Source organism: Nostoc sp. (genome assembly GCF_036917775.1).
GTDB lineage: Bacteria > Cyanobacteriota > Cyanobacteriia > Cyanobacteriales > Nostocaceae > Nostoc.
On record NZ_JBALEQ010000095.1, the window covers coordinates 24,095 to 48,451 of the forward strand.

The following is a 24,357-nucleotide window of genomic DNA, read 5'->3' on the forward strand; positions in this document are numbered from 1 at the left end:
GATAACCGAAATCCAACTTGCTTAGGGACTTGTGTTAAATATTTGTAACATTTTAAACATTTTTTTAGGATTTCCCTCAGCAATTATTCAGCTATTTTTGTTAGATTCGGTAAATCGATAGTACGAGGTGTATTTAGAATAATCAGTCCTAATTGAAATGCTATCCACTCACAAGAGACGTGCCATGCTGGAAAAACTTATACAAGCCGCCATCATCACCTTCTTGCTCCACCTGATAGCAGGACTTAGCCCAAATACTTTAATTCAGTCAAAGACAGCATCACCTGTGCAAGAAACGCCACCAAATATTGTCAGCTTGCTATTGCGATCTTTTCAATAAAAATATTTCACAACTTACACAGGTGTCGGCGATATTAGTGACATACACTACTCTTATCCCTTGGGCTAAGTCACTTGTGGGATTATCTTGCATATACATAGCTGTCTAGGTTAACACTCTTGGGAACAAGGTAGACTGAGCAAAGAAGGCAACTATTTGCATTTGATCATGACTAATCGCCTTGCTGAAGCTAAGAGCCTCTATCTCCGCAAACACGCCGAAAACCCCATTGATTGGTGGCCTTGGTGTGACGAAGCGCTTGCAACTGCAAGGGCGCAAAATAAACCGATTTTTCTCTCCATTGGCTACTCTAGTTGCCACTGGTGTACTGTCATGGAAGGCGAAGCTTTTTCTGATATTGCGATCGCTGACTACATGAATGCCAATTATCTTCCCATCAAAGTAGACAGGGAAGAAAGACCTGACCTCGATAGCATCTATATGCAGGCTTTGCAGATGATGAGCGGTCAAGGAGGCTGGCCTTTAAATATTTTTCTTTCTCCAGAAGATTTAGTGCCGTTTTATGCCGGGACTTATTTTCCTGTAGACCCGCGCTATGGTCGTCCGGGATTTTTGCAGGTGTTGCAAGCCCTTCGCCGTTATTACGACACCGAAAAAGCAGAATTACAGCAACGTAAAGCCTTAATTATCGAGTCCCTGCTCACGTCTGCGGTATTGCAAGATGGTACAACAACTGAGCTTGAAGACCGCGAATTACTCCGCCAAGGTTGGGAAACCAGCACAGGTGTAATTACTCCTGGTCAATCTGGTAATAGCTTTCCGATGATTCCCTATACAGAATTAGCATTGCGGGGAACTAGATTTAATTTTGAATCTCGTTATGATGGTAAGCAAGTTTGTACCCAGCGAGGACTAGATTTAGCGCTGGGAGGCATTTATGACCATGTAGGTGGTGGTTTTCATCGCTATACTGTTGACCCGACTTGGACAGTACCGCATTTTGAAAAGATGCTCTACGACAATGGACAGATTGTGGAGTATCTAGGAAATTTATGGAGTGCAGGAGTCCAAGAACCAGCGTTTGAGACAGCAGTTGCTGGGACTGTACAATGGCTAAAGCGGGAAATGACCGCGCCGGAAGGTTACTTCTATGCTTCTCAAGATGCCGACAGCTTCACTGAACCTACGGCAGTAGAACCAGAAGAAGGAGCTTTTTATGTTTGGAGTTACAGCGAAGTTCAAGAACTGTTAACGCCTGAAGAATTAACAGAATTACAACAACAATTTACTTTTACCCCTAACGGCAACTTTGAAGGACGTAATGTTTTACAAAGAAGGAATTCTGGCAAACTGAGTGCAACGCTAGAAACCTCACTGAGTAAGCTGTTTATTGTTCGCTATGGCGTTAGTTCTGAGTCGCTAGAAACTTTTCCCCCGGCTCGTAACAACCAAGAAGCAAAAACCACTAATTGGCCAGGTCGCATTCCCTCGGTGACAGATACGAAAATGATTGTCGCCTGGAATAGCTTGATGATTTCTGGGCTAGCTAAGGCTGCTGGTGTTTTCCAACAACCATCATATTTGGAATTAGCAGCACAAGCGGCGAATTTTATCTTAGAAAATCAGTTTGTAGATGGGCGTTTTCAGCGACTCAACTATCAAGGCGAACCAACCGTTTTAGCCCAATCTGAAGATTACGCTTTGTTTATTAAAGCTCTGCTAGATTTACAAGCTTCCAACCCTGAGAATCAGCGATGGTTAGAAAATGCGATCGCTATCCAAGATGAATTTAACGAATTTCTCTGGAGCGTAGAATTAGGCGGATACCATAACACATCAACCGATTCTAGTCAAGATTTAATTGTCAGAGAACGCAGTTACGTAGATAATGCTACACCGTCAGCGAATGGAATTGCGATCGCTAATCTTGTTCGTCTCGCTTTACTCACCGATAATCTAGATTATTTAGATTTAGCCGAACTTGGTTTAAAAGCTTTTAAGAGTGTAATGGAGCGCTCTCCCCAGGCTTGTCCTAGTTTATTTACAGCCTTGGATTGGTATCGAAATTCTACCTTGATTCGCAGCACCACTGAGCAAATAAACTCGCTGATCCCCAAGTTTCTACCAACGGCTGTGTTTGCCATTACATCTGATTTACCAGAGGGAAGCGTTGGGTTAGTTTGCCAAGGTTTGAAGTGTCTTGCACCAGCAGAAAGTGTAGAACATTTATTGCAGCAAGTGGAGAAAAGTCAGAATAGGGGATGATGGGCATGGGGCAATGACGAGCCGAAGCAAATTAACCGCTATTGTGTTAGCTGGCGGTAAAAGTTCTCGGATGGGTCAAGATAAAGCCTTGATTCCCATTCAAGGGATACCTTTGTTGCAACGAGTTTGTGCGATCGCTCAAAGCTGTGCTGATACTGTTTATATAGTCACTCCCTGGACAGAACGGTATCAAGATTTGCTTTTGCCTGGTTGCCAATTTATCCGAGAAGTACCTTTATCTGGAGAACCTCTTGCCCACGGGCCTTTAGTTGGGTTTGCCCAAGGACTAGCCGAAGTACAGACAGAATGGGTGTTGTTGCTAGCTTGCGATTTGCCGAGATTGCGGGTTGAGGTGTTACAAGATTGGGTAACTAGACTTGATAGCGTGGGGGATAATGCGATCGCAGCTTTAGCTCATAATCCCAAAGGCTGGGAACCTCTATGTGGTTTCTATCGCCGTCGTTGTTTGCCACAACTTTTAAAGTTTATCAACCAAGGGGGGCGATCGTTTCAGCAATGGCTACGGCAATATCCGGTGGAAGTTTTGCCTTTAGCAGAACCAGAAATGCTATTTAACTGTAATACACCAGAAGACTTGGTTTTACAGCAGTTTGGTTAAGGTAAGAGACGCGATAAATCGCCGTCTCTACAATAATCAGTCCTTTGTAGAGACGGCGATTTATCGCGTCTTTGGATCTAGAATTTTATGCGCCTCTGCGCCTCTGCGTGAGATAAAAACAACGCAAAGAGATCGCCCAAGCATCAATTACCAAAAGCCTATAATCCTCACCATTAATGATTTTTAGTCTATCTCAACCTGTGATAAGGCTAGATTCTGCCACACCACTACTTTATTTTTGCGTGCCAATACCATCGCACAAGTGCCTGTCACTCTCAGAATTATGTTATTTACCGAATGCGACAAAATTTGCGATCGTTATCATTTTCAGGATATTGCCAAGAATAGGCAAAATGGCTAACTCCTTTCAGTTGGGGCGCAAATTGTTGGAGTGCCTGCATTTGCACTTCTAGGGAAGGACGATTACTGACCGATTCTCCCCATTTGCCGGCTAAAGCTGGAATCACTTTAGTCCCTGGTTTTGTCATACTCAAAACCCGTTGCACTTGCGCCACAATACAACTGACATTACCGCAATTTCCATAAGACATGGGATGCCACTCTAATGTAGTGGGGAAGCGATCCCAAGGCTGTAAGCGAGAATCATACCCTTGTCCTACAGTTTGGTTGCCATCAGGGAAAAACACTACTCCCGTGGAAACTCCTTGCTGCTTTGCTGGGTAACTGGCTATATTGACAAAATCTAGAATTCCCTGCATGGCGTGAGCAACTGCTAGCTGCCACAATTCCCATTGCAAAAGTGGTTGTCTGTCGGTTGCAGACAGAATTGATTTTTGCGCTGGTGGGGGAATGCGTCCTTGCCAAAGCGGTTCCCCTTCTTGGGGATAAAGTTGATCGATTTCCGCGATATCTCCGGCGGTGACATATCCCTTGCTCAAATAGCGTCGAATTAAGTCTAGTCCTTTGTAATTCAGTGCCCGTTTAAATAAAGCTTCTTGTATTGCAGGACTATATAGCCATAAATCTGAAACTTTGGTGGCGATGGAATCACTTCCTGCTTGGCGCGGATAGCGCACGTAATCTAATAGCAAGCCATCTGGACGACGGCGCAAAACTTCTTTTACTAATTGGTTGTAATCGCTTTTTGCTTGCGAGTTGTAGGGATCGATAAATACTTGAGAGCCATTATCTACGACATATAGGCTGGTTTGACCTTTGCCATTGCGAGCGATCGCACTTTCTCTATCTCGTCGCTGGGCGTAAGTATAGCCGAAATTGTTAGTAAACATCCAGGCGTAGACTTTCAAACCACGTTGCCGACCTTTTTGAATTGCTGTGGCGAGTATATCGATGTTTTCTGTCCCTGGAGTGCGAATTATAGAAGGCCAAGCTGTTGGATTCGCTTTTGCTGGCAATAATACCTGCCCATCATAAAATACTTCCAAATAAACTTGGTTATAGCCACGGTTGACAATCCGATCCATAATCTGGTCAACTATTCCTGGCTGAATATCACAGGGATACAAGCGCAACCAGACAGCTTGGATTTGTGGCCAAGTGCGAGTGCGGCACTGCTGTAATTCCTGTGCCTGTTTTTTGATTAAGTTTTGGTAGCGGATTTGAGCATCTTGATTGCCTTTAAGAGCTGATAAACGTAAGTTTTCTTTTTCTTTCACCGCCGATGATGATAACTGACAATATTGGCTTACTTGCGCCCTTGCTGGTTCGGTTCCAAAGTTAGGGAGCAACGAACTAGTAGTGAAAAGAACAGCAAATATACGCCGCCAAAATAATGTTGATCTTGCAATGTTCAAAGGATGGTTAGACATACCTACCAGTAGATGGACACAATAATCATCGACCCCAATTTAGATAATCGTGGGCAACGTGTATCGAATTATATAATTAAGCCACAAGGGTTTTAAAACCTATTTTTTCAAGACTGCCAAAGCCTTATTGGTTTTGCCGCATTTTTGATAAAAAAAAGGTATATCTGAAAAAATTATCTACTATTAGGTAGATGCGAAATCTACATTAGTTAGTAAAAATCTGCCACAGCCAGTATTTTTTTGAAACAAGAAGAGCTTGATTTTTAGGTATTGTAATTAGCCACATCTTTTCAATCTCTGATATTGTTAATCCCAGCTATATTGCTACAAGCTACATTTGCAATTTTTGAATGTGGTGCTGACTATTCTTTTTATGCAATCCTACTCCAGAAGGAATTTTAATATGTATCGTCGTTGGCTCTTATCTGCTTTAGCACTTTTGATGAGTATAGTTTTAGCTGCTTGCACGACTGCAACCACTCAGCAGGCACAAATAAAAGTCCCAAACCCGACTGAGACGACAAAGATAAATTCTCAACAATTACCAACAGAATCAGCAAAAAGAGTTGTTGCTCTTTCTTCTCTTTCTGCGGATATCATCTCTCGACTTACTCCAACAAAAATTGTCGGAATTACTGGCAGTAAATTATTTAAGAATGACTCAAGGTTCAAAGATATTCCCCGTGTTAGTGAAGGACAAAACCCACCAAACTTAGAAAAAGTGGTGGCACTAAAACCAGATTTAGTTATTGGCGCAGAAGGTTTTTCTAACATCCCAATACAAAAACTTCAGCAGCTAGGAATTCCGACTTTTCTCACTAAGGTGAATAACTGGGAATCTTTAGAAGAACTTACAAAAACTCTTGCTAAATCAATTGATGCCGATCCTCAACCTTTGTTAAATCGTTACAAAAGTTTCTTACCAGAAAAGCCAACTCAGGGTTTTTCTACTCTAGCATTGGTTAGCCGTCAACCAATTTTAGCGCCGAATAAAAGTAGTTGGGCAGGGGATTTGTTAGCAAAATTTCAGGCAAAAAATATCGCCGCAGATTTACAAGGAAAAAGCCCAATTGGTGGCTATGTGACGCTTTCGCCTGAGAAAGTTTTAGAAGCAAATCCAGAGGTGATAATTTTGATTAATTCCCCACAAGGTAATTCGGAAACAGGACTTTTAGATTCGCTAAAAAAGGAAGCTTTTTGGCAGCAATTAAAAGCAACTAAAAATAACAGAGTATATGTGTTTGATTATTTTGGTTTGGTCAATCCAGGTAGTATAGATGCAATTGAAAAGGCTTGTCAGCAGCTTAAGGAAGTGTTCTTTGCATCACAGGGCACTTAGTTGAATTAAATATAATATAGTAATTTTATTTGATTTGTGAAAATTGCAAGGATTCAGAACCCCGACTTATTAAATAAGTCGGGGTTCTAGTTGTTTGTGCTTTTAATCTTTTGCAGAACTAATCGGTTTTTGACCAAAGGGGATATTTTTTTTACTTTCGGGAGAAGCACCTCCAAGACTACGGAAATACAATCCTCCAATGGTGAGTAAAAAGGTCACATATCCCACTGCTTGTACAAGATAGAGATTGTCTCTATAACCAAATAAAGATTTGAGAATAATCCCAGGAAATTGTTCGTCAGGCAAGATTGTGGAAGTATTTGAAACCATTGGCCCCAAAATACAAGAATGTATTTTTGTAAAACGTTCGTAATAGAAACAAAGTCCTTCTGTGGCACGACTGCTAAGGGCAAGGTTAGCCACAGCTTCGTCAAAGTGTTTCAAGCTTGAAACTACCAACCCAGCGACAATCAACACTAAGAAAACGCCCATTACCTGGAAAAACTGGCGGATGTTAATTTTGACACCCCATTTAAATAGCAGCACTCCCATGGCTGTTGCTGCTACTAAACCAGCAATAGCACCCAATGCTGGCATTAATCCCTGTTGAAAATTAGCAGCAACGAACAGAACAGTTTCAAAGCCTTCACGGACAACGGCAATTAAAATTAAAGTAAAAACACCCCAGCCAGCATTTGAGTTTTGTGTCAGCGCTTCTGTTACTGCTCCTTCAACCGTAGCTTTCATGAATCTGGCTTGTTTAGTCATCCAGATTAGCATCCAACTGAGCATTGCGATCGCTAATACGCTAAATACACCTTCCAAGGCTGGCTCAACTACCGAGGTGTATTGAGGATTCGCTGCTCCCAGTATTTGAATTACCCAACTGAATAGCACACCTATAAAAGCACTGACAACAATGCCAACGCCGATACCAGCATATACCCAAGAGTTGAGTCGGGATTGTTTAGCTTTTTTTAGCAACGCTAGCACAATACCAACAACAAGGGCCGCTTCTACTCCTTCTCGGAGCGTTATTACAAAAGTAGGTAGAGCAGTACTAAAATTCATTTTTTGTCCTTTGTCTTTTGTCTTTTGTCATTAGTCAGTTGTCTTTTGTCATTTGAATTTGTTTTTAACTAATGACCAATGACCAATGACTAATGACCAATGACTAATGACTATTAGCTAAAATCGCGTAGCATCTTTTTCAGTTCGAGATTATGCATCTCTTCTTGTCCAATCATACCGCGAGCGAATTCTTCCAGATAAATACTAGCATTGGTGACAGTTTCAAGCAGATTTTTATACAGATCCAATGCCTTTTTTTCATGAGATAAGCTTTCTTCCAAGATATCCTTGACTTTATGCTGGTAAGTTTCTTCCATTGGAGCAATTTTCAAGGAGGGATGCCCATCTAAACCGGTGAGAATTTCTCCTACTTGTTCAGCATGAAGTAAAGACTCGCTTGCCTGTGCTTTGAAAAAAGCCACAATTGGAATACGGTTAGGGCCAGTCACCATCAAAGAATAATGTGTATAACGCACTACTCCTGCTAATTCAAATTCCATGATGGCGTTTAGCAAGTCGATAGTCTTTTTATAGTCAAGTTCTTGCATCAGTTCTTAGTTCAAGTAACGAATGGAGTGTAATTAGGTAGAAGTTAGGAGTGAGGAGTTGGAGGTCAAGAGTTAGTAAATCGGGATTTTTAACTCAGGACTCTTAATTCATAACCCCTAACTCTTAACGATTTCATCATTTTAAACTCCTTCGCATCAGCTTTCCATTAAAACAAAGTGTTATCGCTGTGCTTGGGTATTGGATTTGTCGACTACTTTTTGAGAGTTTTCTTCAATGGTTTTCACCAGCTTGGTGACATCACTAGGTGTTTTGACTGCTTTAGCTGGTGGGATGGCGCTAGGCCAAACTTTTATTAGTTCCGCGAAACTAGAATCGATTGCTTTGTGCGCTTCGGGATCTGCTTGGGCTACTTGACTAGAAATTCCTTTGTATAAATCATTGGCGTAAACGACAAAACCACGGGAGTCTTGATACTCGATAGGCGCAGTTATTTTACCATTTGCGATCGCAGCGCCATATTCGGAGTTAGCTGAATCTAGCAGTTCGTTAATTACCTGTAGCACAAATCCTGGTTTTGAGCGTTGAGCTTCTGGCAAAGCTGCGATCGCTCCGTCAACTGCTTGCACTGAAGAAGTAAAATTAGTTTTAACTTTGCTATCCTTCGGACTAGATTTTACTAAATCTTGCAAACTCACTAATGTTGTTTTAAATTCTTTGACTTTGCGCTCATTTAATTGCTCTTCTACATCAACATAAATTTCTTCAACTGGATGTCCAATATGAGGTTCTGCTTGTTTTGGCTGATTTTGATCCAGCAATTCTCGTGCTACCAAAAGATGCCCTTTCATTAAGCCCAACTTGCTCATGTAGTCAACATCTTTTGCCTCACCCGTGAGTGCCACTTCTTGAACACCAACCTGGTCTTTAATTTGGTCAAATTGTTCTTGAGTAATTACTTTTTTAGTAACTAAATCTTCTGGGCTGCCATAAGGACGACCTGCCTGGATTTTGTTAGATAAAGCTGGAACACCTAGTTTGGCTTCAAACTTATCTAATTGTGACAATATAGCAGTGTTAATGTTAATTTTTTCTTTGCTACCATGACCACTGTGATTGTTATTACTGACTGCCTCTGTAGCTGGGGTACTAACAACTGGTGCTGATGGATTTTCTGCGGTTGGTGTACTGCTACAGGAACTCAAGGTAATTATTGCCGCAGTTGCAATAGTTAAGCAGATATAACGAACTTTTATCATTTTTGCTCCTCACACCAATAAAAAGGTATTAATTGAAACATTTCAAACTATTAGTAGAAGCTAGTTTGTTTGACACGTTGTAGTAGACTTTACTTTGACATATAATGACAGTTTTTATCAACTAGTTAAACTAAAATTTTAATAAATTAATGACAAATTATTTATTTAAGACTTTTTAACAGTATTTTGAGAGTTACTCTCAGTAAGTACTTCAAATTGACCCATGCAACCGTTTTCTGCGATCGCATCCTGATGGGGATGGAACATATACTTACCTGGGTAGCGAAAAGCAAATTCCAAGATGTGCCTTTCCGCTACACCCATCGTAATCACATCAGTTTTCTCGCTAGGAGTCATACTCATGCCAGAGCGATATACATCGAAGAAGTTGGCATGGAGATGAAAAGTCACTGCTGGATCGTATTCAATGATGTTGAGGACATACAGCCTAATCAACTGATCTTTGTAAATACGAATGGGATTATGCATGTAATAGTGCGGCAGACCGTTGAAAGCGTAATAATCGTTATGGCTATCATCATTCACGTCATACCCACCCATCACTAATACAATCTCATCAGCCGGGGGACGGGGAGTAGGTGGATCGATGATAAACATCCCGTACAGTCCCTTGGCAATGTGACGGGTGACTGGTTCAATATGGCAGTGGTACAGGTGTACACCATAAGGTTCAGCATCAAATTCATAAATTGTGGCGCTACCGTTGCTGATTGGGCGAACACCATCCATTTCCGCCGGATGAACCCCATGAAAATGCAAAGAGTGAGAATGTCCCGCGTTATTGAGAAATAGTATTCGAATGCGATCGCCCTGTTTTGCCCGTAGCGTTGGGCCTGGTATGCGACCATTTAAGTCCCAGATGTTGTAAGAGACAGCACTATTGAGCTTTATGATGGAAGTACCAGCAGTTAGCTGAAATTCACGGATAGTCCGCCCATTTTCTTGCTTTACCGTCCCATAATCAAAATCCCTTAACATCTTCATCGGGTTAGTAACATCGTCTGGTGCTTCCATGTTGAATGGTGGTACTTTGACGATTGACTTGCTTTGTAGATTTAGCATTTGCCAAAGTCCAGCTGCACCAGTCACTCCAGCACCTGCTAGTCCCAGCTTCAATAATTGACGGCGGCTCCAAGGCTTTCCGTTACCTAGAGCGAAGTTGTTGGGCATGACATTTAGCTACGGTTAGCACCAAAAAAGAGTTGCAAAAGATTTGCAATTGCTTTTAAAGCTTAGAGGAATTAATAATTATTGTCAATAATTTGATAGTGCTTAAAAACTGTTATTTAGGTTGCTAAATCTAGATCAAGCTAGAATCAGTCTTTAAAAATTTTAGCCAGTCTTATTTTATTTCGACGGTATTATTACGCTTAAATTATGTATAAATTATATTTGGTAAAACCTAACTGTTTTATGCCTATTCCTGATATGCTTATTGCTTCAGCAATACCTGTAGTACAAACAACGAGTATAATAGCATCTTGGATATAGACACAAGCAAGCATCGGTAATCAGTAGTGTATTTAATTGGCTTAGAGATAAGATAAATTACATTTCAAGGAATTTTGGATACTTGGTAACATGAGCATTTTTGATTTTTAATTTTAATCTGTTACCTTCGTGTTATCAGCTTTGAAAATGCCGTCATTCAAATCCATGTGTCATTCTTTTGTTATTTGTATGGATTTTATGTGGAGATTTCTACATCCTGATGAGCCGATGTTAAAAGGATAGTATAGTATTCACTAAAGTCAAATTACACAATACATTTGATACACACTTGTCAAAGACAAAGTTGATCGTATATCTTTTTCCAATCAAGTGGCATCATGCCTTTTGATTGATAAATTACCCAAATTAATTATCGGAGGTCAAAAATGACTACTTTTTCTCAAATGTCAGTATTGCAGAAAACCGCAGGTATTACCTTATCCAAGCCTGTGCAGGTAACACTTTATATGCTGCTATCTTCTTTAGTGATCTGGACTGTTTTGTTCTCCACCTATCCTGCGGTTCATAACACAGCACATTCAGCGCGTCACCATACATTAGGCGTTGCATGTCACTAAATTATCATAATCCCAAGATTTTTTAGGTGAATGAAAAACTTTGCTAGTTAACATAACAAAGTTACAACGCTAAAACATCCCAGGTTTCGCACCAGTTTTTTTGCTTTGGAAATAACTTTTAGGTAATGTAGAGATGCTTTTTCATCTCCACATTACCTTAACTGTATTTTTGATGATGTCTGAATTTATGAATAATTCTTTTACCTAGTAATAAGAATCTGGAGTAAATTTCATCCACTGCTATTAAGCTTTACAGCGATTTTCAGGTAAATAGACCATACGTTAGGAGCGTAGATATTGCACCCATACTACGACGAATGTGGTTCATACACATGAAAACTGCTGTAAGTTGTAAAAAGTACAAAAGTTTCACATTTACCGTAAGTTTTTATGAAAAAATATCGGCTTTTTGGGGTTATAAGTGCTGTTTGCATCACCTTGTCAATTCTTTATTCCTTTGTAGGAAATTCCCAAACTCCTACATCCAGAGTGCTACTCTCTACCAACCCACCTTTAGAACGTATTCTTCCCTTTGAAGCAGAGGCAGAAAAACCACAATCTCCTGTTACCCTGACTTTACAAGCTGTTGATGCTGCGGGTAAACATTTAGAAAATACCAAAATTAGCTTACAAATTCTAACACCACCGCGTAATCCTTGGTTAACAACAGATTTCCCTCTTGTTGAAGGAACAAAATTGTTGGAAATAGATGCTAATGCACCTGATGGTAAGCTAGAAATTCAGCAAATGTTACCCATTCGTGGTAAATACCAATTACTGGTGAATGTGTCACCTTTAGTAGCAAATGCTTTTGCTCCATATCAGCAAAGCTTAAATCTAAATGTCCACGAAAATCCGACCAAATATAAATATTTTGTGATTATCGCAGCTATTTTACTATCACTTGGATTGTTAGGTGGTTGGGTTATCGGCGGACAAGGAGAACTACAACAAGGAGAAATTGCACCACAGTCAGTACGCCTTTTATTAAGTGCATTGACAGTAGTGGCTATAGTAACCCTATTAGTTATCAATATTAGTGCAGAAGTTGCAGAAGCTCATGGCAGTGAACACCATCCAAGTAGTACCGAAGTAATTGCACCATCATCTCAAAAATCTCAGGGATTGGAAATTAGCCTTGACGGAGATAAAAACGCAACTGTCGGAAAACTTGCAAATTTAGCACTACAACTGAAAGATACAGCAGGACAACCGATCACTGATGTCGCATTGCAAGTTAAAGCGATCGCCACAGAACATAATTTAACAGTCTTTGACTACAAAGGTATTCCCGACGAGCAAGGTAAGTTAACATGGCAAGAACAGTTTTTTGATGGTTCACCCCACAAAATCGAGGTGGAAGCAACTCCTCTACCAGGATCTAACCGTCAATTTGCACCAGTAAAAGTAGCTCAAGAAGTGGAAGTTGAAGCGATCGCACCACCAATTTATATCCGATTAATTGGTTTATTCTACTTTACAGCCTTCGTCGGCATTGGTATGGCGATTGGATTACTAATACAGCACCGACGAACACCGCGAGAAATTAGTAATACCAATGCTTAACTAAGAGTTTCCGCTAAGGGACTGCTAGTTAAAAAAATATCCCATCTTAGGGGCGCAAGGACTTGCGCCCCTACTATAAATAATTTGGGATAATTTATTTTTTGCAAGTCCTTAAGACAACGATGCGTATTAATAAATTAAAATAGTTGTGGTAAAATCACACTATTTTTTTGTTATTTCTATTTTGCTACTTTGTGAAATGGCAAGCCTGGAATAGTCGTCTTCATTTGCCTTTTTTTTATCTTAATGTCCCCATTCTTAGGTGTTGTTTTATCTCAGCTTAAAAAGCAAAAAATAGCAATTGTTATAGTAACGTTTTTACTAATATCATCATCGCCTTGGATATTTCATAATAGGTATAAACCTATTGTTAATATCAACAATATATTCCAAACTTAGAGAATTAATCAGTATTTTATTAATAGACCTTACCTAAAAAATACTTATATAGGAGCAGTTGAGTTTTTAAATTCAAAGAAATGCTCTACTATTGGGCTATCAATGGTAAATGACCCTTGGGAATATTTTTTTGGTTACTTTGGCAGCAAAAGAATCAAGAAATGGTTAAAATTAAACATATTAATGTAACCAATATTTCGGCAGTTTTAGAAAAAGAAGATTCTTATCAAGATTTTGAACCTTGTAGGATTATTTCAATGGAAACTAAAAAAAGTAAACAGAATAAATATCAAGAGATTAATTTTAAAGGTAAAACTTATCTTCGAGCATGGGATTCTCCAGACCTTGGTATATTTATTAAGTAAAATTTTATTTATTACTGGATCTTCAATTTAAGATTTACTGAGAAAATAATGCTAACGAAAATTTCTGTGGAAAAAATTCTTGAGCGTGCCTTGATGGGGTACGACTTATCTCCTCAAGAGGGAGTGGTATTGTTACAACAAACAGAGCCAGAAGCGATCGCAGCAATTCGTGCTACATCAGACGCACTTCGCCATACCCAAGCAGGCGATACGGTTACATACATAATTAACCGTAATATCAACTTCACTAATATTTGTGAACAGCACTGTAGTTTTTGTGCATTCCGTCGAGATGATGGTGATGTCGGTGCATACTGGTTAGATTCAGCGCAAATTTTGGAAAAGGCAACAGATGCAGTGCGACGGGGTGCAACAGAAATCTGTATGCAGGGTGGGTTAAATCCACAAGCGCTGGTAAATGGTAAATCTTTGCCCTACTACATCAAGGTAGTGGAAACCATCAAACAGGAATTTCCGCAGATTCATCTCCACGCTTTTTCTCCCCAGGAAGTAGAATTTATCGCCAGACTTGATGGACTTGAATATGCCGATGTAATTATTGCTTTGCGTGATGCTGGCGTTGGCTCAATGCCGGGAACAGCAGCAGAAGTATTAGACGATGAAGTAAGGCGGATATTGTGTCCAGAGAAGATTAATACAGCAACTTGGCTAGAAATTGTCAGCACCGCTCATAAATTAGGCTTACATACCACTAGCACCATGTTATCTGGGCATATTGAAACTCACGAGCAGCAAATTGGGCATTTAGAAAAATTGCGATCGCTCCAACAAACTGCCATCAATCAGGGATATCCCGCAAAAATCACAGAGTTTATTTTATTACCCTTTGTTGGTCAAGAAGCGCCCAAACCCTTACGTCGCCGTGTTGGACGCGATCAACCAGTTTTAAGCGATGCGCTGCTGCTAGGCGCTGTGGCGCGGATTTACTTGGGTAATTGGATTCCCAACCATCAGCAGAGTTGGGTAAAACTGGGGCTTGCAGGTGCAACCGAAGCCCTAGTTTGGGGTTGCAACGATATCGGCGGCACCTTGATGGAGGAGCATATCACCACAATGGCGGGTGCTTTGGGTGGTACATGTATGGAAGTGGAAACTTTAGAAACTGCGATCGCTTCTTTAGGACGACCTTATCAACAACGTGAGACTCTTTATCAAAAAGTTAGGATTTAAGAGTTAGCAGTAGCCCTTTCAAGGTGGATAAAAATTTTAGTTAAAAAATTCCTTTCCAATCTCTTTACTCTGTGTTCTTTCTACCTTTGGGTTTAATAGGGGCGCAAATCCTTGCGCCCCTACTAATATACAAATAATTTTGGATAATTTATTTTTTGGAAGCCCCTTAAATAAATTAATTTTTAACCCCACAGGCACAGCGATAAAAATGATATTAAAGTATGATTAGAAAAATTTCTAACTTCTGGTTGCATCATATACACCCTCGTTTGGCTCCCTTAATTACGACAATTGGTATTGTTGGACTTACTAGTTGTCTTCTCATCCTTTTTGTTTTAGCACAACTGGCTGAAGAGGTTTTAGAGCGAGATGCTTTTAGATTTGATACTAATTTTCTGTTATGGCTACATCAGTTTGCCAATCCAAATTTAGATAATTTAATGCTGTTTATTACAAATCTTGGTAATCCTACCACAGTAGTCATTGTTGTCGGCGTTAATCTATTATTACTTTGGTGGCGACGTTATCGAGAAGAAGCAAGATTTTTTCTACTTGCTTGCCTGGGAGCATTCATTTTAAATACAGGGCTAAAGTTATTTTTTTCTAAACCTCGCCCGGAACTCTGGCATCAATTAATTTCTGAAAAATCTTTTAGTTTTCCTAGCGGTCATGCACTTGGTTCTATGGTGCTTTATGGTTTTATTGCTCACGAATTGGCAACTCATTATCCTCGCTTTGCCAAGTTGATTTACAGTTTGACAGTTATTTTAATTGCTGCTATTGGTATTAGCCGCTTATATTTAGGAGTCCATTGGCCCACAGACATAATTGCAGGTTATGGAGTCGGCTTTTTGTGGCTGATGATATGTATTACGATGCTGAAATTGCAAAGATTGAGGCAAGGGAAGTCAGTTGATTAACATAGTCTCAACCTCTCATTCTATAAATCACTATTTTCAACAGACTGAAAACTGTTGCTCTCACTCTAAGTAGTAAGCCCAGAACGAGAGCATTACCCCTTCTGAAGATTTCGTAGAATCGACGATTGAAATCCCTACTCGCCGAGTACTGCCGCAGGAATTTTGTCAAGAGTCTAAGCGAGAAATCTGCACCCAGTTGGTAATCGAAAAATTACCGCCTCAACAAGTAAATTTAAGTGCGTTACTGTACTCATACGGCGAAGCAAACTATGCGTAGCGTCTTGTAGAGAAGCCTTGCTCTCCCAGAAAAGGCATAACTATGACAATCGTCCAATCAGATTTTTCATCACCTAATTTTTTGCCCAAGATGCTTGTAAATTAATGCCTTTTAGGGAATGAAATAGCTCTTACCAACTTCCTACTCCCCATTCAATTGATCCCCAAGTTACCAATCCAAGATAGGATGGACGTTGATTTACGTATTCTTTTAATTAATGCATATGAAGCGCTATTGGTCGCGTTTGCTTGCGCTGGTTTTGGTTGTGTCTATCGGCTTAATGGGCTGTTCTGGCAGTCCAGATAGTTTGACTGGGGATTATCGCCAAGATACCTTAGCTGTGGTCAATGTGATGAGACAGGCTCTGAATCTATCACAAGATTCATCAGACAAAACAGCAGTTCAAGCAGAAGCGCGTCAGAAAATTAATGACTTTTCGGCTCGCTATCAGCGAGTTAACTCTGTTTCTGGTCTTGGTTCCTTTACAACCATGCGGACAGCCCTTAATTCCCTGGCTGGACACTACAGTTCTTACCCAAATCGTCCCGTACCCGAAAAACTCAAAAATCGTTTAGAGAAGGAATTACAGCAGGTTGAGGCAGCGCTAAAGCGTGGCGGTTAACTTTTAGACTAAGCGAAAAAACATCTAAATTTGCATAACCAAATTAAATATAACTCTTGTGGGGTAGGCCGAAAAGCCCGCCCAAATTATGCAATTTAAATGTGAAACAGCTTATTATCTATTCAATCATCAAGAATCAAGAGTCAAAAGTTTTGACTCTTGATTACCTTTTAAATTTTTCACTAAAAATTGTCTAAATCCGCAGTCCCAAATTCAACTTACTTTGTATCCATCCAATTTTCACCGACACGCGCCTCTACCAGCAACGGTACGCTCAACTGAACTGCGTTTTCCATCACCGACTTAATTTGCGGTTGTAATTCTTCCCACTCATCAGGGGGAATTTCAAACACTAATTCATCGTGTACTTGCAACAACAAACGCGCCTGATAGTTCTTCAAAACCTCATGCAGTCTTACCATTGCAATTTTGATAATATCAGCGTTGGAACCTTGAATTGGTGCATTAGCCGCCGAGCGTAATAAACCCGCATCATAAGGTCCCAAATTCTTCAATTTACCCAGATCAATCTCTTCTGGATTGCTGCCTTTTAATCTACGTAAACTATTATTAGTAAAATCAAAGTAACGACGGCGACCAAGAATAGTTTCTACATAACCAAGAGCGATCGCTTCTTTTTTTACTTGCTCCAAATATGCAAAAACTTTAGGATATCGTTCATTAAACCGCTTAATGAACTCGTTGGCAATGTTCTTATCTATTCCAGTTGAGCGCGAAAATCTTAGAGAACCCATTCCATAAATCACGCCAAAATTGATAGTTTTTGCTATTCCTCTTTCTTCTGAGGTTATATTTTCTTTTTCAAAGACTAACCGCGCGGTAACAGTGTGAACATCTTCATTTTGCTGATATGCTTGCACTAATATTGGTTCTTGACTCAAATGAGCCAAAATCCGCAATTCAATTTGTGAGTAATCAGCAGCCACCATTAACCAACCAGCTTCAGGCAAAAACGCCTTCCGAATTTGGCGACTAAAAGCTGTACGAATGGGGATATTTTGCAAATTTGGATTAGATGAAGATAACCTACCAGTTGATGTTGCTGCTTGATTAAAATCAGTATGCACCCTCTGGGTATCTGGACGCACCAATGCAGGTAAGGCATCAACATAAGTAGACTTTAATTTAGATAGAGTGCGATACTCAATGATCGCCTCAACAAAACCACTTTTATCATCTTCTTGGAGTTTTTCTAGTGTGGCTGCGTCTGTAGAGAAGCCAGTTTGAATTTTACGAGAATGTTTGGTACTTAACCCCAACTTTTCAAACAATATTTGGCTCAATTGCTTAGGAGAACCCAAGTTAAAATTTTCCCCAGCTATTTTAGTTGCTTCCTCTTTTAACCTAGCTAACTCCGTTTCTAAATGCTGCGAAAGTTCTTTTAAATAAGCTGAATTAATGCGGACACCCGTGTATTCCATTTGGGCTAAAACCGCTTCTAGTGGCTGTTCCACTTCCACTAATAGCTTAGACAAAGTTGGAATTTGCTCCAGTTCCTCACGCAATTTCGGTACTAAGCCAAAGGTAGAATAAGCATCCATACCGCAGTAATCTGCAACAGAGGGAATATCTATATCAGCGATGGTTTTGCCTTTAGGAACTAAATCTAAGTAACTTTTTGCTATCAATCCCAAATATCGCTGCCCTAAATCCATCAAATTATGACTTGAATCTGGATTTAGAATGTAACTTGCTAGCATAGGATCAAAGACTACTCCTGCCAAATTAATCCCTTGACACTTTAAAACTAAGCGATCAAATTTAGCATTCTGTAAAGCTTTAGGATAATCAGCGCTTTCAAGAATTGGGCGTAATGCTTCTAGCACCAAATCTTTATGCAAATTTTCTCCAGTTTTATGCCCCAGAGGAATATACGCTACCTCATCTGCTTGCATTCCCCAACAGCAACCAATTCCTACTAACTCAGCATCTCTTGGTTCTAAAGCGGTAGTTTCAGTATCCCAAGCAACGGGAATATCTGGGGTGGTGAATGTTTGCAAAAGTTTCACTAACTCAGTTAGTTTGGCTTCGGTGTTAATGATGCGTGGTGTAATGGGAGAAGTCGATTGTTGCGGAACTGCTGCTGTGTCACTAGCACTGAAAAACCACAAATCATTATCTTCATCATCTCTCAATTCTGATTTAGGATTAACTACGTCTGTTTTGGCTTCTTGCTTTTCTTCAATTTTGCCACCAAAACGTTGTTGAAGGTCGTTGATTTTCCCTAAAAAAGACTTGAATTCTAACTTTTCTAAAATGGGGGATAAGACGCTTGTATCAAATCCTTTTAATTTGCAATCTTCTAAATTAATTTCTATAGGGACATCTAAAACAATGGTTGCTAAATAGCGAGACTTATCGGCATCTTCTTTACCACTTGCTAGTTTTTTCTGAGTTGCGCCTTTAATTTCATCTAATGCAGCATAAATATTGTCAAGGGAACCATAGGTATTTAGTAGTTGTACTGCTGTCTTTTCGCCAATCCCTTTAACTCCAGGAATATTATCTGATTTGTCACCACAAAGAGCTTTGAAATCGATAATTTGTGTAGGTAAAACGCCCATTTTCTCTTTGACTTGTTCTGCCTCAAATTCCGTAATGCTATTTGTAGAGCGTTTTATGGCATCTGGACTAAAGTTCAGAACAGTGATTTCTTTGTCAGAGTCGATCAGTTGAAATAAATCGCGATCGCCAGTTAGAATCTTCACCCTATACCCAGCAGCAGTTACTCGCTGTGCTAAGGTTCCCAAAACATCATCCGCCTCGTAACCAGGGGCAGTGAAAATCGGTAGATTGAAGCCATTCAGTAACTCATGCAGGTTTTCTAAGTCGGGAATGAAGTCTTCTGGCGTTTCTTTGCGATCGGCTTTATAAGTCTCGTCAGCTTCGTGGCGAAAAGTGGCCTCACCCAAATCAAAAGCGATCGCCATTGCTTGAGGCTGTTGTGTTGCCATTACCTCCAGCAGGCACTTCACAAAACCAAAACATATACTTGTAGGAATCCCCGTTTTAGTACGCAGTCCTCCATCTCGCCCTTTGGCGAAAGCAAAGTATGAACGATATGCCAGTGAGTGTCCATCTACGAGGATGAACGTGGGGCGTGTTGTAGTTACAGAAGTGATTTCAGACATAGCCCTATTTTAGCCAGAAGCTTTGTCACATAGTTAGCAATTTCAGATGCTTGTTCAACTTGGTTTTAGCGATAATAGCGCACTTTTTGAGTGCGAAATAATTTATGTATTATTTTAGACGTATCAATATATACGCATTGCAGTTTTAGTACCGAAGCCGAGTAGAAGCAACTTTTGTCAGGTATACTACGCTAATTAGGTACGTGAGTATCAACATACTAACCAGATAGTAACCAAATCCTCAACTTCTCAGCAGAAATCCGGGCTCTATACTCCTGAACGCTTTATGTTTAATTCGATATACCTAGTTTACTTCTCAGGAACCAACAAACACTAGCTTAGTATTTCGACATCAGACTACCACAATCAAAGCCTATCTTGCTTAATAAAACTTTATATGTACCAAACAATAAGTATATTTTCCACAGGACTTGAATATAAAAGCTTTACATAAATTTACGTGTATTTATCAAGCCTACAAGTAAAGTTTCAGAGTTAGAAATAAGTGAGTAATTCCGTAATGATTCGTTTTAGAAAAAATCTTTCATCATGAAAACAAAATTATTGAACACTCTGGCAGCTGCAACAACTTTGGTAGGAATAGTTGCAAACTCTGGAGTAGCTAATGCAAGCTCTCTCTCGTACACCAGTTCCATTGATTATAAATTGACAAATATCGTTGATGCACCTCTGAGCATCCAACAATTTAACTCATCTTTAGGCACTCTCAAGGGTGTAACGATAGGATTTACTGGCGACATACTTGGAAATGCAGGTTTTGAAAACACAGGTAATACTTCAAGTCAGGTGACAGTAAATCTTGCCAGTCAACTCGCCTTAAAACTAAATAATCAGTCTCTGTTTGCGCTCAATCCACAAAATAGCTTCAGTTACGGAGTTAGTCAATTTGACAACAGCATTGATTTTGGTGGTACATCTGGAAAGACTGTTTCTGGACTAACTGCTACACAATCTGGTACTCAGTCTTTAACTAATACCCAATTCTTGCAGTCTTTCATTGGTAATAGCAACATAGACTTTTTGTTCTCAGCTACAGCCAATTCAGTAGTTTCAGGTTCGGGCAACATAGCATCTTATGTTCAAACGCTTGCCAAAGCAAATATCAAAGTAACTTATGACTACGATGATGTTAAATCGATACCTGAACCCTCTGCCACACTTGGAGTTGGTTTAATTGCTGGGCTTTGTCTGTTGTCACAACGCAAAAAAAGCTGGATCAAAAGGTAAAATTCATAGACTTTCTTGAATAATTGGTTTTTTCCATCCTATCTATCCATCAGGTTTTTTAATTTAAATTAAAAACCCCAATTTTTTCAAGAATTGGGGTTTTTTGTGATGATTATTATCCAGAATTTAGAAAAATTTTGAGCAATATTTAAAAATCCTATAGCAATCTATAATCGTGTGATTGAGAATCATTATGTTATAAAAATTAGGTTGACTATAGAACCGAATTTTTGCTAATACTTCCCCACTCCTGTTAACCTCTTACTGGAACTTAAAATCTAGGAAATTATGCAGAAAGCATCTACCGATTATCAGGCTGCTGCAAAAGACATTAAACTACTAGTTTTGGATATAGATGGCACGATCGCAGGACACTCTAACACCATCAGCGCAGGTGTAAAGCAAGCTATTGTGGCAGTCCAAGCACGAGGAATTCCAGTCGCGATCGCTACAGGTAGAATGTATCGTTCAGCCTTGCGCTTTCACCAAGACATCGGCTCTACCTTACCATTAATGGCTTATCAGGGAGCCTGGATTCAAGATCCAATTACTCAAAAAATTCATCGCCATTGCGCTGTTTCCAGAGAAATGGCCCATCAGTTACTCGACTATTTTGAACAGCCTGAGTTGCGATCGCTCCTATCTGTCCACTTTTACATCAACGATCAGCTATACGTCCGTGAGTTAACCAGAGAAACCAGAATTTATGCAGAACGTTCTGATATTACTCCGATTGCCGTTGGTGATTTGCGCCAAACTTTAACAAATGAACCGACAAAAATTCTCGCTTTGTCTGATGACATAGATTTAATCGATCGGTTACTAGGGGATTTGCGCTGCCAATATACACCTGCTGAACTTTATCTCACAACATCTGTTGCTACCTTTTTTGAAGCAACTAACGCCTCTGTGAATAAGGGAACTGCTGTGCGTTATCTAGCCGAAGAATTACTGGGATTAGAGATAGCCAACGTTATGGCGATTGGTGATAACTTCAATGATGTAGAAATGCTAGAGTCTGTTGGACTTGGTGTAGCTATGGGTAACGCACCCGAAGGAGTCCAAGCGATCGCGCGGTGGGTAGCTCCTAGTGTAGAGGAAGACGGAGCAGCAGTAGCAATTGAAAAGTTTTTGCTGTAATGAGGACACTTTTTCAAGCCTAAACCCTATAAATCAGAAAGGACACCGACGACTGGCCGTGTTTCGTCTCGGTGCCCTAGCTGGTTCGCTCCTCACACACCTGCTAATGTATCCGAGGTGAGGCATTGAGTCAATAGCTATTATAAAAGTTTTTATTTGTGCCTAAGCGACATTACCGATTTATAACTCCAAGAGCGCAAAAACACCCAAGTTTTCCTCTAGTACGTATCTTAATACTGACTGAGTAGCCATAAGTAATCCGATTCTAGCTTGTGCTAACTCTGGTAATGTAACTTTCACCTCACCCCAAATCCGGCAATTAGACCAGAAGTTTTCAAAAGCTTGACTCAAATTCAGCGCCACTTTTTCCCATTTCACAGAACCGTTAATATCAGGGGACTCTATGTTGTCTACTACTTGTATTAACTCGGCAATTAAACGACGCTCACCTGGATGATTTAGCCGTAATGTTTCATCACAGTTGAGCCAAGGTAAAGGTTTAGGAGAAATAACACTCCAAAAAGCTGGACTAATAGTTGGAACTGGTTCTCTAAGTTTAATCAATCCTTCTCGATGAGCCAGCAATACCAGTGAACAGCAACGTGCATGGGCGTGCTGAACAGCAAATAATGAATTGGGCATTGGGGATTGGGAAAGAGGAGGCAGGAGGCAGGAGGCAGAAGGCAGAGGGCAGAAGTTCTTTAATTTTGAATTTTGAATTTTGAATTTTGAATTGATTTCTCCCTCATCCTCCCCTACTCCCTGCTCCCTGCTCCCCTGCTTCCCATTTTCCCCCAAACTCCCGACTACGAGACTTTGTAACCAAGTCGCTAAGGTCAAGTGAGTCAATTCAAAATGTATCCAGCCAGGGGGAACAATTTGGATGCTAAAAACGTCACCACAAGTCCTTGATAAATCAGATGCGATCGCACTAGCAAGCTCCATAGCTTTTCGATTCTGAGATTTTGACAATTGCAAGGACACACTTGAGGTATATAAAACTCTATTTTCATCTCTATCTTTATGTAGATAAATTTTTTTATCTTTTATGCTTTCATAATCTGCGTTATAAGTATCAATGCTTAGTGATTTTATTAAATAACTGTACAATAACTGCTTGATTGATTTATATTTGCTAATTGGTAATTTATAATGCACGTAATATTATTTAAACAATCATGTAAGATATATTTGTTACTTTTCTGTCATCTATCTTGCGGTATAAATTTAATTTAGATGAAGAAAAATGAGAAGAGGATAAAATTTGATGAATAATCGATGAATAGTAAGTAAACTTTACTACCATCATTGTACAGTAGGAAGTATAACAAAAGAGTAGAGAGTAATTTGCTTTCTATTCTTTGGATTGGCTGGCGCTGTTAGGCGTTAAGCCTGCCTCGTCAACACAAAGACACTCCTTGCACCTTTTGATCACGTCTTTGTCTTCAGCCGAACGCTCTTTGTTACCTATGCAATCTCCATCCTCCTTTTCTGAGGCATCACGGCCTTTTTTAACTTGGCAACGAATTCTTGACTGGGCTCAAGAACACTATCGATGCCGTACCTTTAGCAAAGATGAACGCATTCCAGCCCGCCCTGGATTGCTATATTTGGTGCAAAGGGGTGCGATCCGCATGGTAGGAACTGCCCAAGTTAGTGCAACAGCTAGTCAGCTAACGTCTCGACGAATCAACAGAACCCCAGAAGAAGCGTTCTTGGGTTTTGTGGGAGCGGGACAGCCATTTGAAATTGTTGCTCAGTCTCCATTTACACTCCAGGCTTACGCCCATGTTGACCAAACTGCGGTGCTGTGGATGTACTGGCATGACCTAGACAACTGGCCTCACTTCCGTCGTGAAGTTATGGATGCCTTTAGGTATCAGCACCAGCGTAAGCTGCTGTGGCTGAGTGCCTTGGGACAACGCCGTACAATTGATCGACTCTTAGGATTTCTCACATTGTTAATTGAGGAATATGGAGAGCCAGCAATGAGCGACACCGATCCTGATGTGATTCGCGGCTATTGTCTGCCTTTCCCCCTCACCCATGCCCAAATTGGTAGCGCGATTGGTTCGACCCGTGTCACCGTTACCCGCTTGATGGGTAAGCTGCGTCAACGTGGCTTAATCCTTACCCAAGGGGATAATTTAATTTGTTTGCCAGCAGAATCGATTAATAGGGCTGGTTAAAGCAGAGTTCAGAGCGGCGATTTCCGCCACTCTGCCTGAGTGTAATC

General features: G+C 40.2%; 20 protein-coding genes. 13 read left to right on the top strand and 7 right to left on the bottom strand.

What is annotated here, in order from left to right; translation table 11 throughout:
- Nucleotides 1–184: 184 nt before the first annotated feature.
- From V7K69_RS19255 to V7K69_RS19265, 3 genes are all read left to right on the top strand, one after another.
- Nucleotides 185–340, top strand: a complete 156-nt coding sequence (locus V7K69_RS19255) for a hypothetical protein (RefSeq protein ID WP_179072865.1) — start codon at nt 185–187, stop codon at nt 338–340.
- A gap of 168 nt (nt 341–508) precedes the next feature.
- A complete protein-coding gene (locus V7K69_RS19260; protein ID WP_335037140.1) occupies nt 509–2,566 on the top strand; it encodes a thioredoxin domain-containing protein in 2,058 nt (685 codons plus the stop codon).
- 13 nt (nt 2,567–2,579) lie between these two features.
- On the top strand, nt 2,580–3,185 hold the full coding sequence (locus V7K69_RS19265; protein WP_335037142.1) for a molybdenum cofactor guanylyltransferase: 606 nt from the start codon (nt 2,580–2,582) through the stop codon (nt 3,183–3,185).
- A gap of 290 nt (nt 3,186–3,475) precedes the next feature.
- On the opposite strand, the gene V7K69_RS19270 is transcribed toward V7K69_RS19265, so the two are convergent.
- Nucleotides 3,476–4,975 (bottom strand): family 10 glycosylhydrolase, encoded by a 1,500-nt coding sequence (locus V7K69_RS19270; RefSeq protein ID WP_335037144.1) that lies wholly within the window; start codon nt 4,973–4,975, stop codon nt 3,476–3,478.
- Nucleotides 4,976–5,378: 403 nt separating this feature from the next.
- On the opposite strand from V7K69_RS19270, the gene V7K69_RS19275 reads away from it, so the two are divergent.
- Entirely contained in the window at nt 5,379–6,314 is a 936-nt protein-coding gene (locus tag V7K69_RS19275; protein ID WP_335037146.1) for an ABC transporter substrate-binding protein, read from the top strand.
- Between the two features lie 102 nt (nt 6,315–6,416).
- Here the strand turns inward: V7K69_RS19275 and V7K69_RS19280 are convergent, their stop codons facing one another.
- The 4 genes from V7K69_RS19280 to V7K69_RS19295 form a co-directional block, all read right to left on the bottom strand.
- Nucleotides 6,417–7,385 carry an FTR1 family iron permease gene (locus tag V7K69_RS19280; RefSeq protein WP_335037148.1) on the bottom strand — a complete coding sequence of 323 codons (969 nt, stop codon included), beginning with the start codon at nt 7,383–7,385 and terminating at the stop codon, nt 6,417–6,419.
- Nucleotides 7,386–7,498: 113 nt separating this feature from the next.
- Complete coding sequence (locus V7K69_RS19285) at nt 7,499–7,933, bottom strand: ferritin-like domain-containing protein (protein ID WP_012412436.1); 435 nt, start codon at nt 7,931–7,933, stop codon at nt 7,499–7,501.
- A 180-nt stretch (nt 7,934–8,113) separates the two neighbouring features.
- The gene (locus tag V7K69_RS19290) at nt 8,114–9,151 is read right to left on the bottom strand and encodes a helix-hairpin-helix domain-containing protein (RefSeq protein ID WP_335037151.1); all 1,038 of its coding nucleotides are present in this window, start codon (nt 9,149–9,151) and stop codon (nt 8,114–8,116) included.
- 165 nt (nt 9,152–9,316) lie between these two features.
- Nucleotides 9,317–10,342 (bottom strand): multicopper oxidase domain-containing protein, encoded by a 1,026-nt coding sequence (locus tag V7K69_RS19295; RefSeq protein ID WP_335037153.1) that lies wholly within the window; start codon nt 10,340–10,342, stop codon nt 9,317–9,319.
- 707 nt (nt 10,343–11,049) lie between these two features.
- On the opposite strand from V7K69_RS19295, the gene V7K69_RS19300 reads away from it, so the two are divergent.
- The 6 genes from V7K69_RS19300 (at nt 11,050) to psb27 (ending at nt 16,581) form a co-directional block, all read left to right on the top strand.
- The gene (locus V7K69_RS19300) at nt 11,050–11,241 is read left to right on the top strand and encodes a CbtB domain-containing protein (protein WP_163927486.1); all 192 of its coding nucleotides are present in this window, start codon (nt 11,050–11,052) and stop codon (nt 11,239–11,241) included.
- Between the two features lie 390 nt (nt 11,242–11,631).
- Nucleotides 11,632–12,807 carry a hypothetical protein gene (locus V7K69_RS19305; RefSeq protein ID WP_335037155.1) on the top strand — a complete coding sequence of 392 codons (1,176 nt, stop codon included), beginning with the start codon at nt 11,632–11,634 and terminating at the stop codon, nt 12,805–12,807.
- 560 nt (nt 12,808–13,367) lie between these two features.
- Nucleotides 13,368–13,571: a hypothetical protein gene (locus tag V7K69_RS19310; RefSeq protein WP_335037157.1), complete on the top strand. Its 204-nt coding sequence runs from the start codon at nt 13,368–13,370 to the stop codon at nt 13,569–13,571.
- A 48-nt stretch (nt 13,572–13,619) separates the two neighbouring features.
- Nucleotides 13,620–14,762, top strand: coding sequence for a 7,8-didemethyl-8-hydroxy-5-deazariboflavin synthase subunit CofH (gene cofH, locus V7K69_RS19315; RefSeq protein ID WP_335037159.1), 1,143 nt, complete (start codon nt 13,620–13,622; stop codon nt 14,760–14,762).
- Nucleotides 14,763–14,983: 221 nt separating this feature from the next.
- Nucleotides 14,984–15,682, top strand: a complete 699-nt coding sequence (locus V7K69_RS19320; protein WP_335037161.1) for a phosphatase PAP2 family protein — start codon at nt 14,984–14,986, stop codon at nt 15,680–15,682.
- Nucleotides 15,683–16,176: 494 nt separating this feature from the next.
- A complete protein-coding gene (gene psb27, locus V7K69_RS19325; protein WP_175586534.1) occupies nt 16,177–16,581 on the top strand; it encodes a photosystem II protein Psb27 in 405 nt (134 codons plus the stop codon).
- Between the two features lie 218 nt (nt 16,582–16,799).
- Here the strand turns inward: psb27 and polA are convergent, their stop codons facing one another.
- Entirely contained in the window at nt 16,800–19,733 is a 2,934-nt protein-coding gene (gene polA / locus V7K69_RS19330; protein ID WP_335037163.1) for a DNA polymerase I, read from the bottom strand.
- A 549-nt stretch (nt 19,734–20,282) separates the two neighbouring features.
- On the opposite strand from polA, the gene V7K69_RS19335 reads away from it, so the two are divergent.
- Both V7K69_RS19335 and V7K69_RS19340 read left to right on the top strand, forming a co-directional pair.
- Nucleotides 20,283–20,981, top strand: a complete 699-nt coding sequence (locus V7K69_RS19335; RefSeq protein WP_335037165.1) for a PEP-CTERM sorting domain-containing protein — start codon at nt 20,283–20,285, stop codon at nt 20,979–20,981.
- Between the two features lie 288 nt (nt 20,982–21,269).
- Nucleotides 21,270–22,121 (top strand): Cof-type HAD-IIB family hydrolase, encoded by an 852-nt coding sequence (locus tag V7K69_RS19340; RefSeq protein ID WP_335037167.1) that lies wholly within the window; start codon nt 21,270–21,272, stop codon nt 22,119–22,121.
- A 180-nt stretch (nt 22,122–22,301) separates the two neighbouring features.
- Here the strand turns inward: V7K69_RS19340 and V7K69_RS19345 are convergent, their stop codons facing one another.
- On the bottom strand, nt 22,302–23,066 hold the full coding sequence (locus V7K69_RS19345) for a DALR anticodon-binding domain-containing protein (RefSeq protein ID WP_335037168.1): 765 nt from the start codon (nt 23,064–23,066) through the stop codon (nt 22,302–22,304).
- 524 nt (nt 23,067–23,590) lie between these two features.
- Between V7K69_RS19345 and V7K69_RS19350 the strand changes: the two genes are divergently transcribed.
- A complete protein-coding gene (locus V7K69_RS19350; protein WP_012412419.1) occupies nt 23,591–24,310 on the top strand; it encodes a Crp/Fnr family transcriptional regulator in 720 nt (239 codons plus the stop codon).
- The last annotated feature ends 47 nt before the right edge of the window (nt 24,311–24,357 follow it).

Excerpts from the sequence above, each read along its gene's own strand:
- V7K69_RS19255 (WP_179072865.1), top strand. The coding sequence starts at position 185 with ATGCTGGAAAAACTTATACAAGCCGCCATCATCACCTTCTTGCTCCAC.
- V7K69_RS19260 (WP_335037140.1), top strand. The coding sequence starts at position 509 with ATGACTAATCGCCTTGCTGAAGCTAAGAGCCTCTATCTCCGCAAACAC.
- V7K69_RS19265 (WP_335037142.1), top strand. The coding sequence starts at position 2,580 with ATGACGAGCCGAAGCAAATTAACCGCTATTGTGTTAGCTGGCGGTAAA.
- V7K69_RS19270 (WP_335037144.1), bottom strand. The coding sequence starts at position 4,975 with ATGTCTAACCATCCTTTGAACATTGCAAGATCAACATTATTTTGGCGG.
- V7K69_RS19275 (WP_335037146.1), top strand. The coding sequence starts at position 5,379 with ATGTATCGTCGTTGGCTCTTATCTGCTTTAGCACTTTTGATGAGTATA.
- V7K69_RS19280 (WP_335037148.1), bottom strand. The coding sequence starts at position 7,385 with ATGAATTTTAGTACTGCTCTACCTACTTTTGTAATAACGCTCCGAGAA.
- V7K69_RS19285 (WP_012412436.1), bottom strand. The coding sequence starts at position 7,933 with ATGCAAGAACTTGACTATAAAAAGACTATCGACTTGCTAAACGCCATC.
- V7K69_RS19290 (WP_335037151.1), bottom strand. The coding sequence starts at position 9,151 with ATGATAAAAGTTCGTTATATCTGCTTAACTATTGCAACTGCGGCAATA.
- V7K69_RS19295 (WP_335037153.1), bottom strand. The coding sequence starts at position 10,342 with ATGCCCAACAACTTCGCTCTAGGTAACGGAAAGCCTTGGAGCCGCCGT.
- V7K69_RS19300 (WP_163927486.1), top strand. The coding sequence starts at position 11,050 with ATGACTACTTTTTCTCAAATGTCAGTATTGCAGAAAACCGCAGGTATT.
- V7K69_RS19305 (WP_335037155.1), top strand. The coding sequence starts at position 11,632 with ATGAAAAAATATCGGCTTTTTGGGGTTATAAGTGCTGTTTGCATCACC.
- V7K69_RS19310 (WP_335037157.1), top strand. The coding sequence starts at position 13,368 with ATGGTTAAAATTAAACATATTAATGTAACCAATATTTCGGCAGTTTTA.
- cofH (WP_335037159.1), top strand. The coding sequence starts at position 13,620 with ATGCTAACGAAAATTTCTGTGGAAAAAATTCTTGAGCGTGCCTTGATG.
- V7K69_RS19320 (WP_335037161.1), top strand. The coding sequence starts at position 14,984 with ATGATTAGAAAAATTTCTAACTTCTGGTTGCATCATATACACCCTCGT.
- psb27 (WP_175586534.1), top strand. The coding sequence starts at position 16,177 with ATGCATATGAAGCGCTATTGGTCGCGTTTGCTTGCGCTGGTTTTGGTT.
- polA (WP_335037163.1), bottom strand. The coding sequence starts at position 19,733 with ATGTCTGAAATCACTTCTGTAACTACAACACGCCCCACGTTCATCCTC.
- V7K69_RS19335 (WP_335037165.1), top strand. The coding sequence starts at position 20,283 with ATGAAAACAAAATTATTGAACACTCTGGCAGCTGCAACAACTTTGGTA.
- V7K69_RS19340 (WP_335037167.1), top strand. The coding sequence starts at position 21,270 with ATGCAGAAAGCATCTACCGATTATCAGGCTGCTGCAAAAGACATTAAA.
- V7K69_RS19345 (WP_335037168.1), bottom strand. The coding sequence starts at position 23,066 with ATGGAGCTTGCTAGTGCGATCGCATCTGATTTATCAAGGACTTGTGGT.
- V7K69_RS19350 (WP_012412419.1), top strand. The coding sequence starts at position 23,591 with ATGCAATCTCCATCCTCCTTTTCTGAGGCATCACGGCCTTTTTTAACT.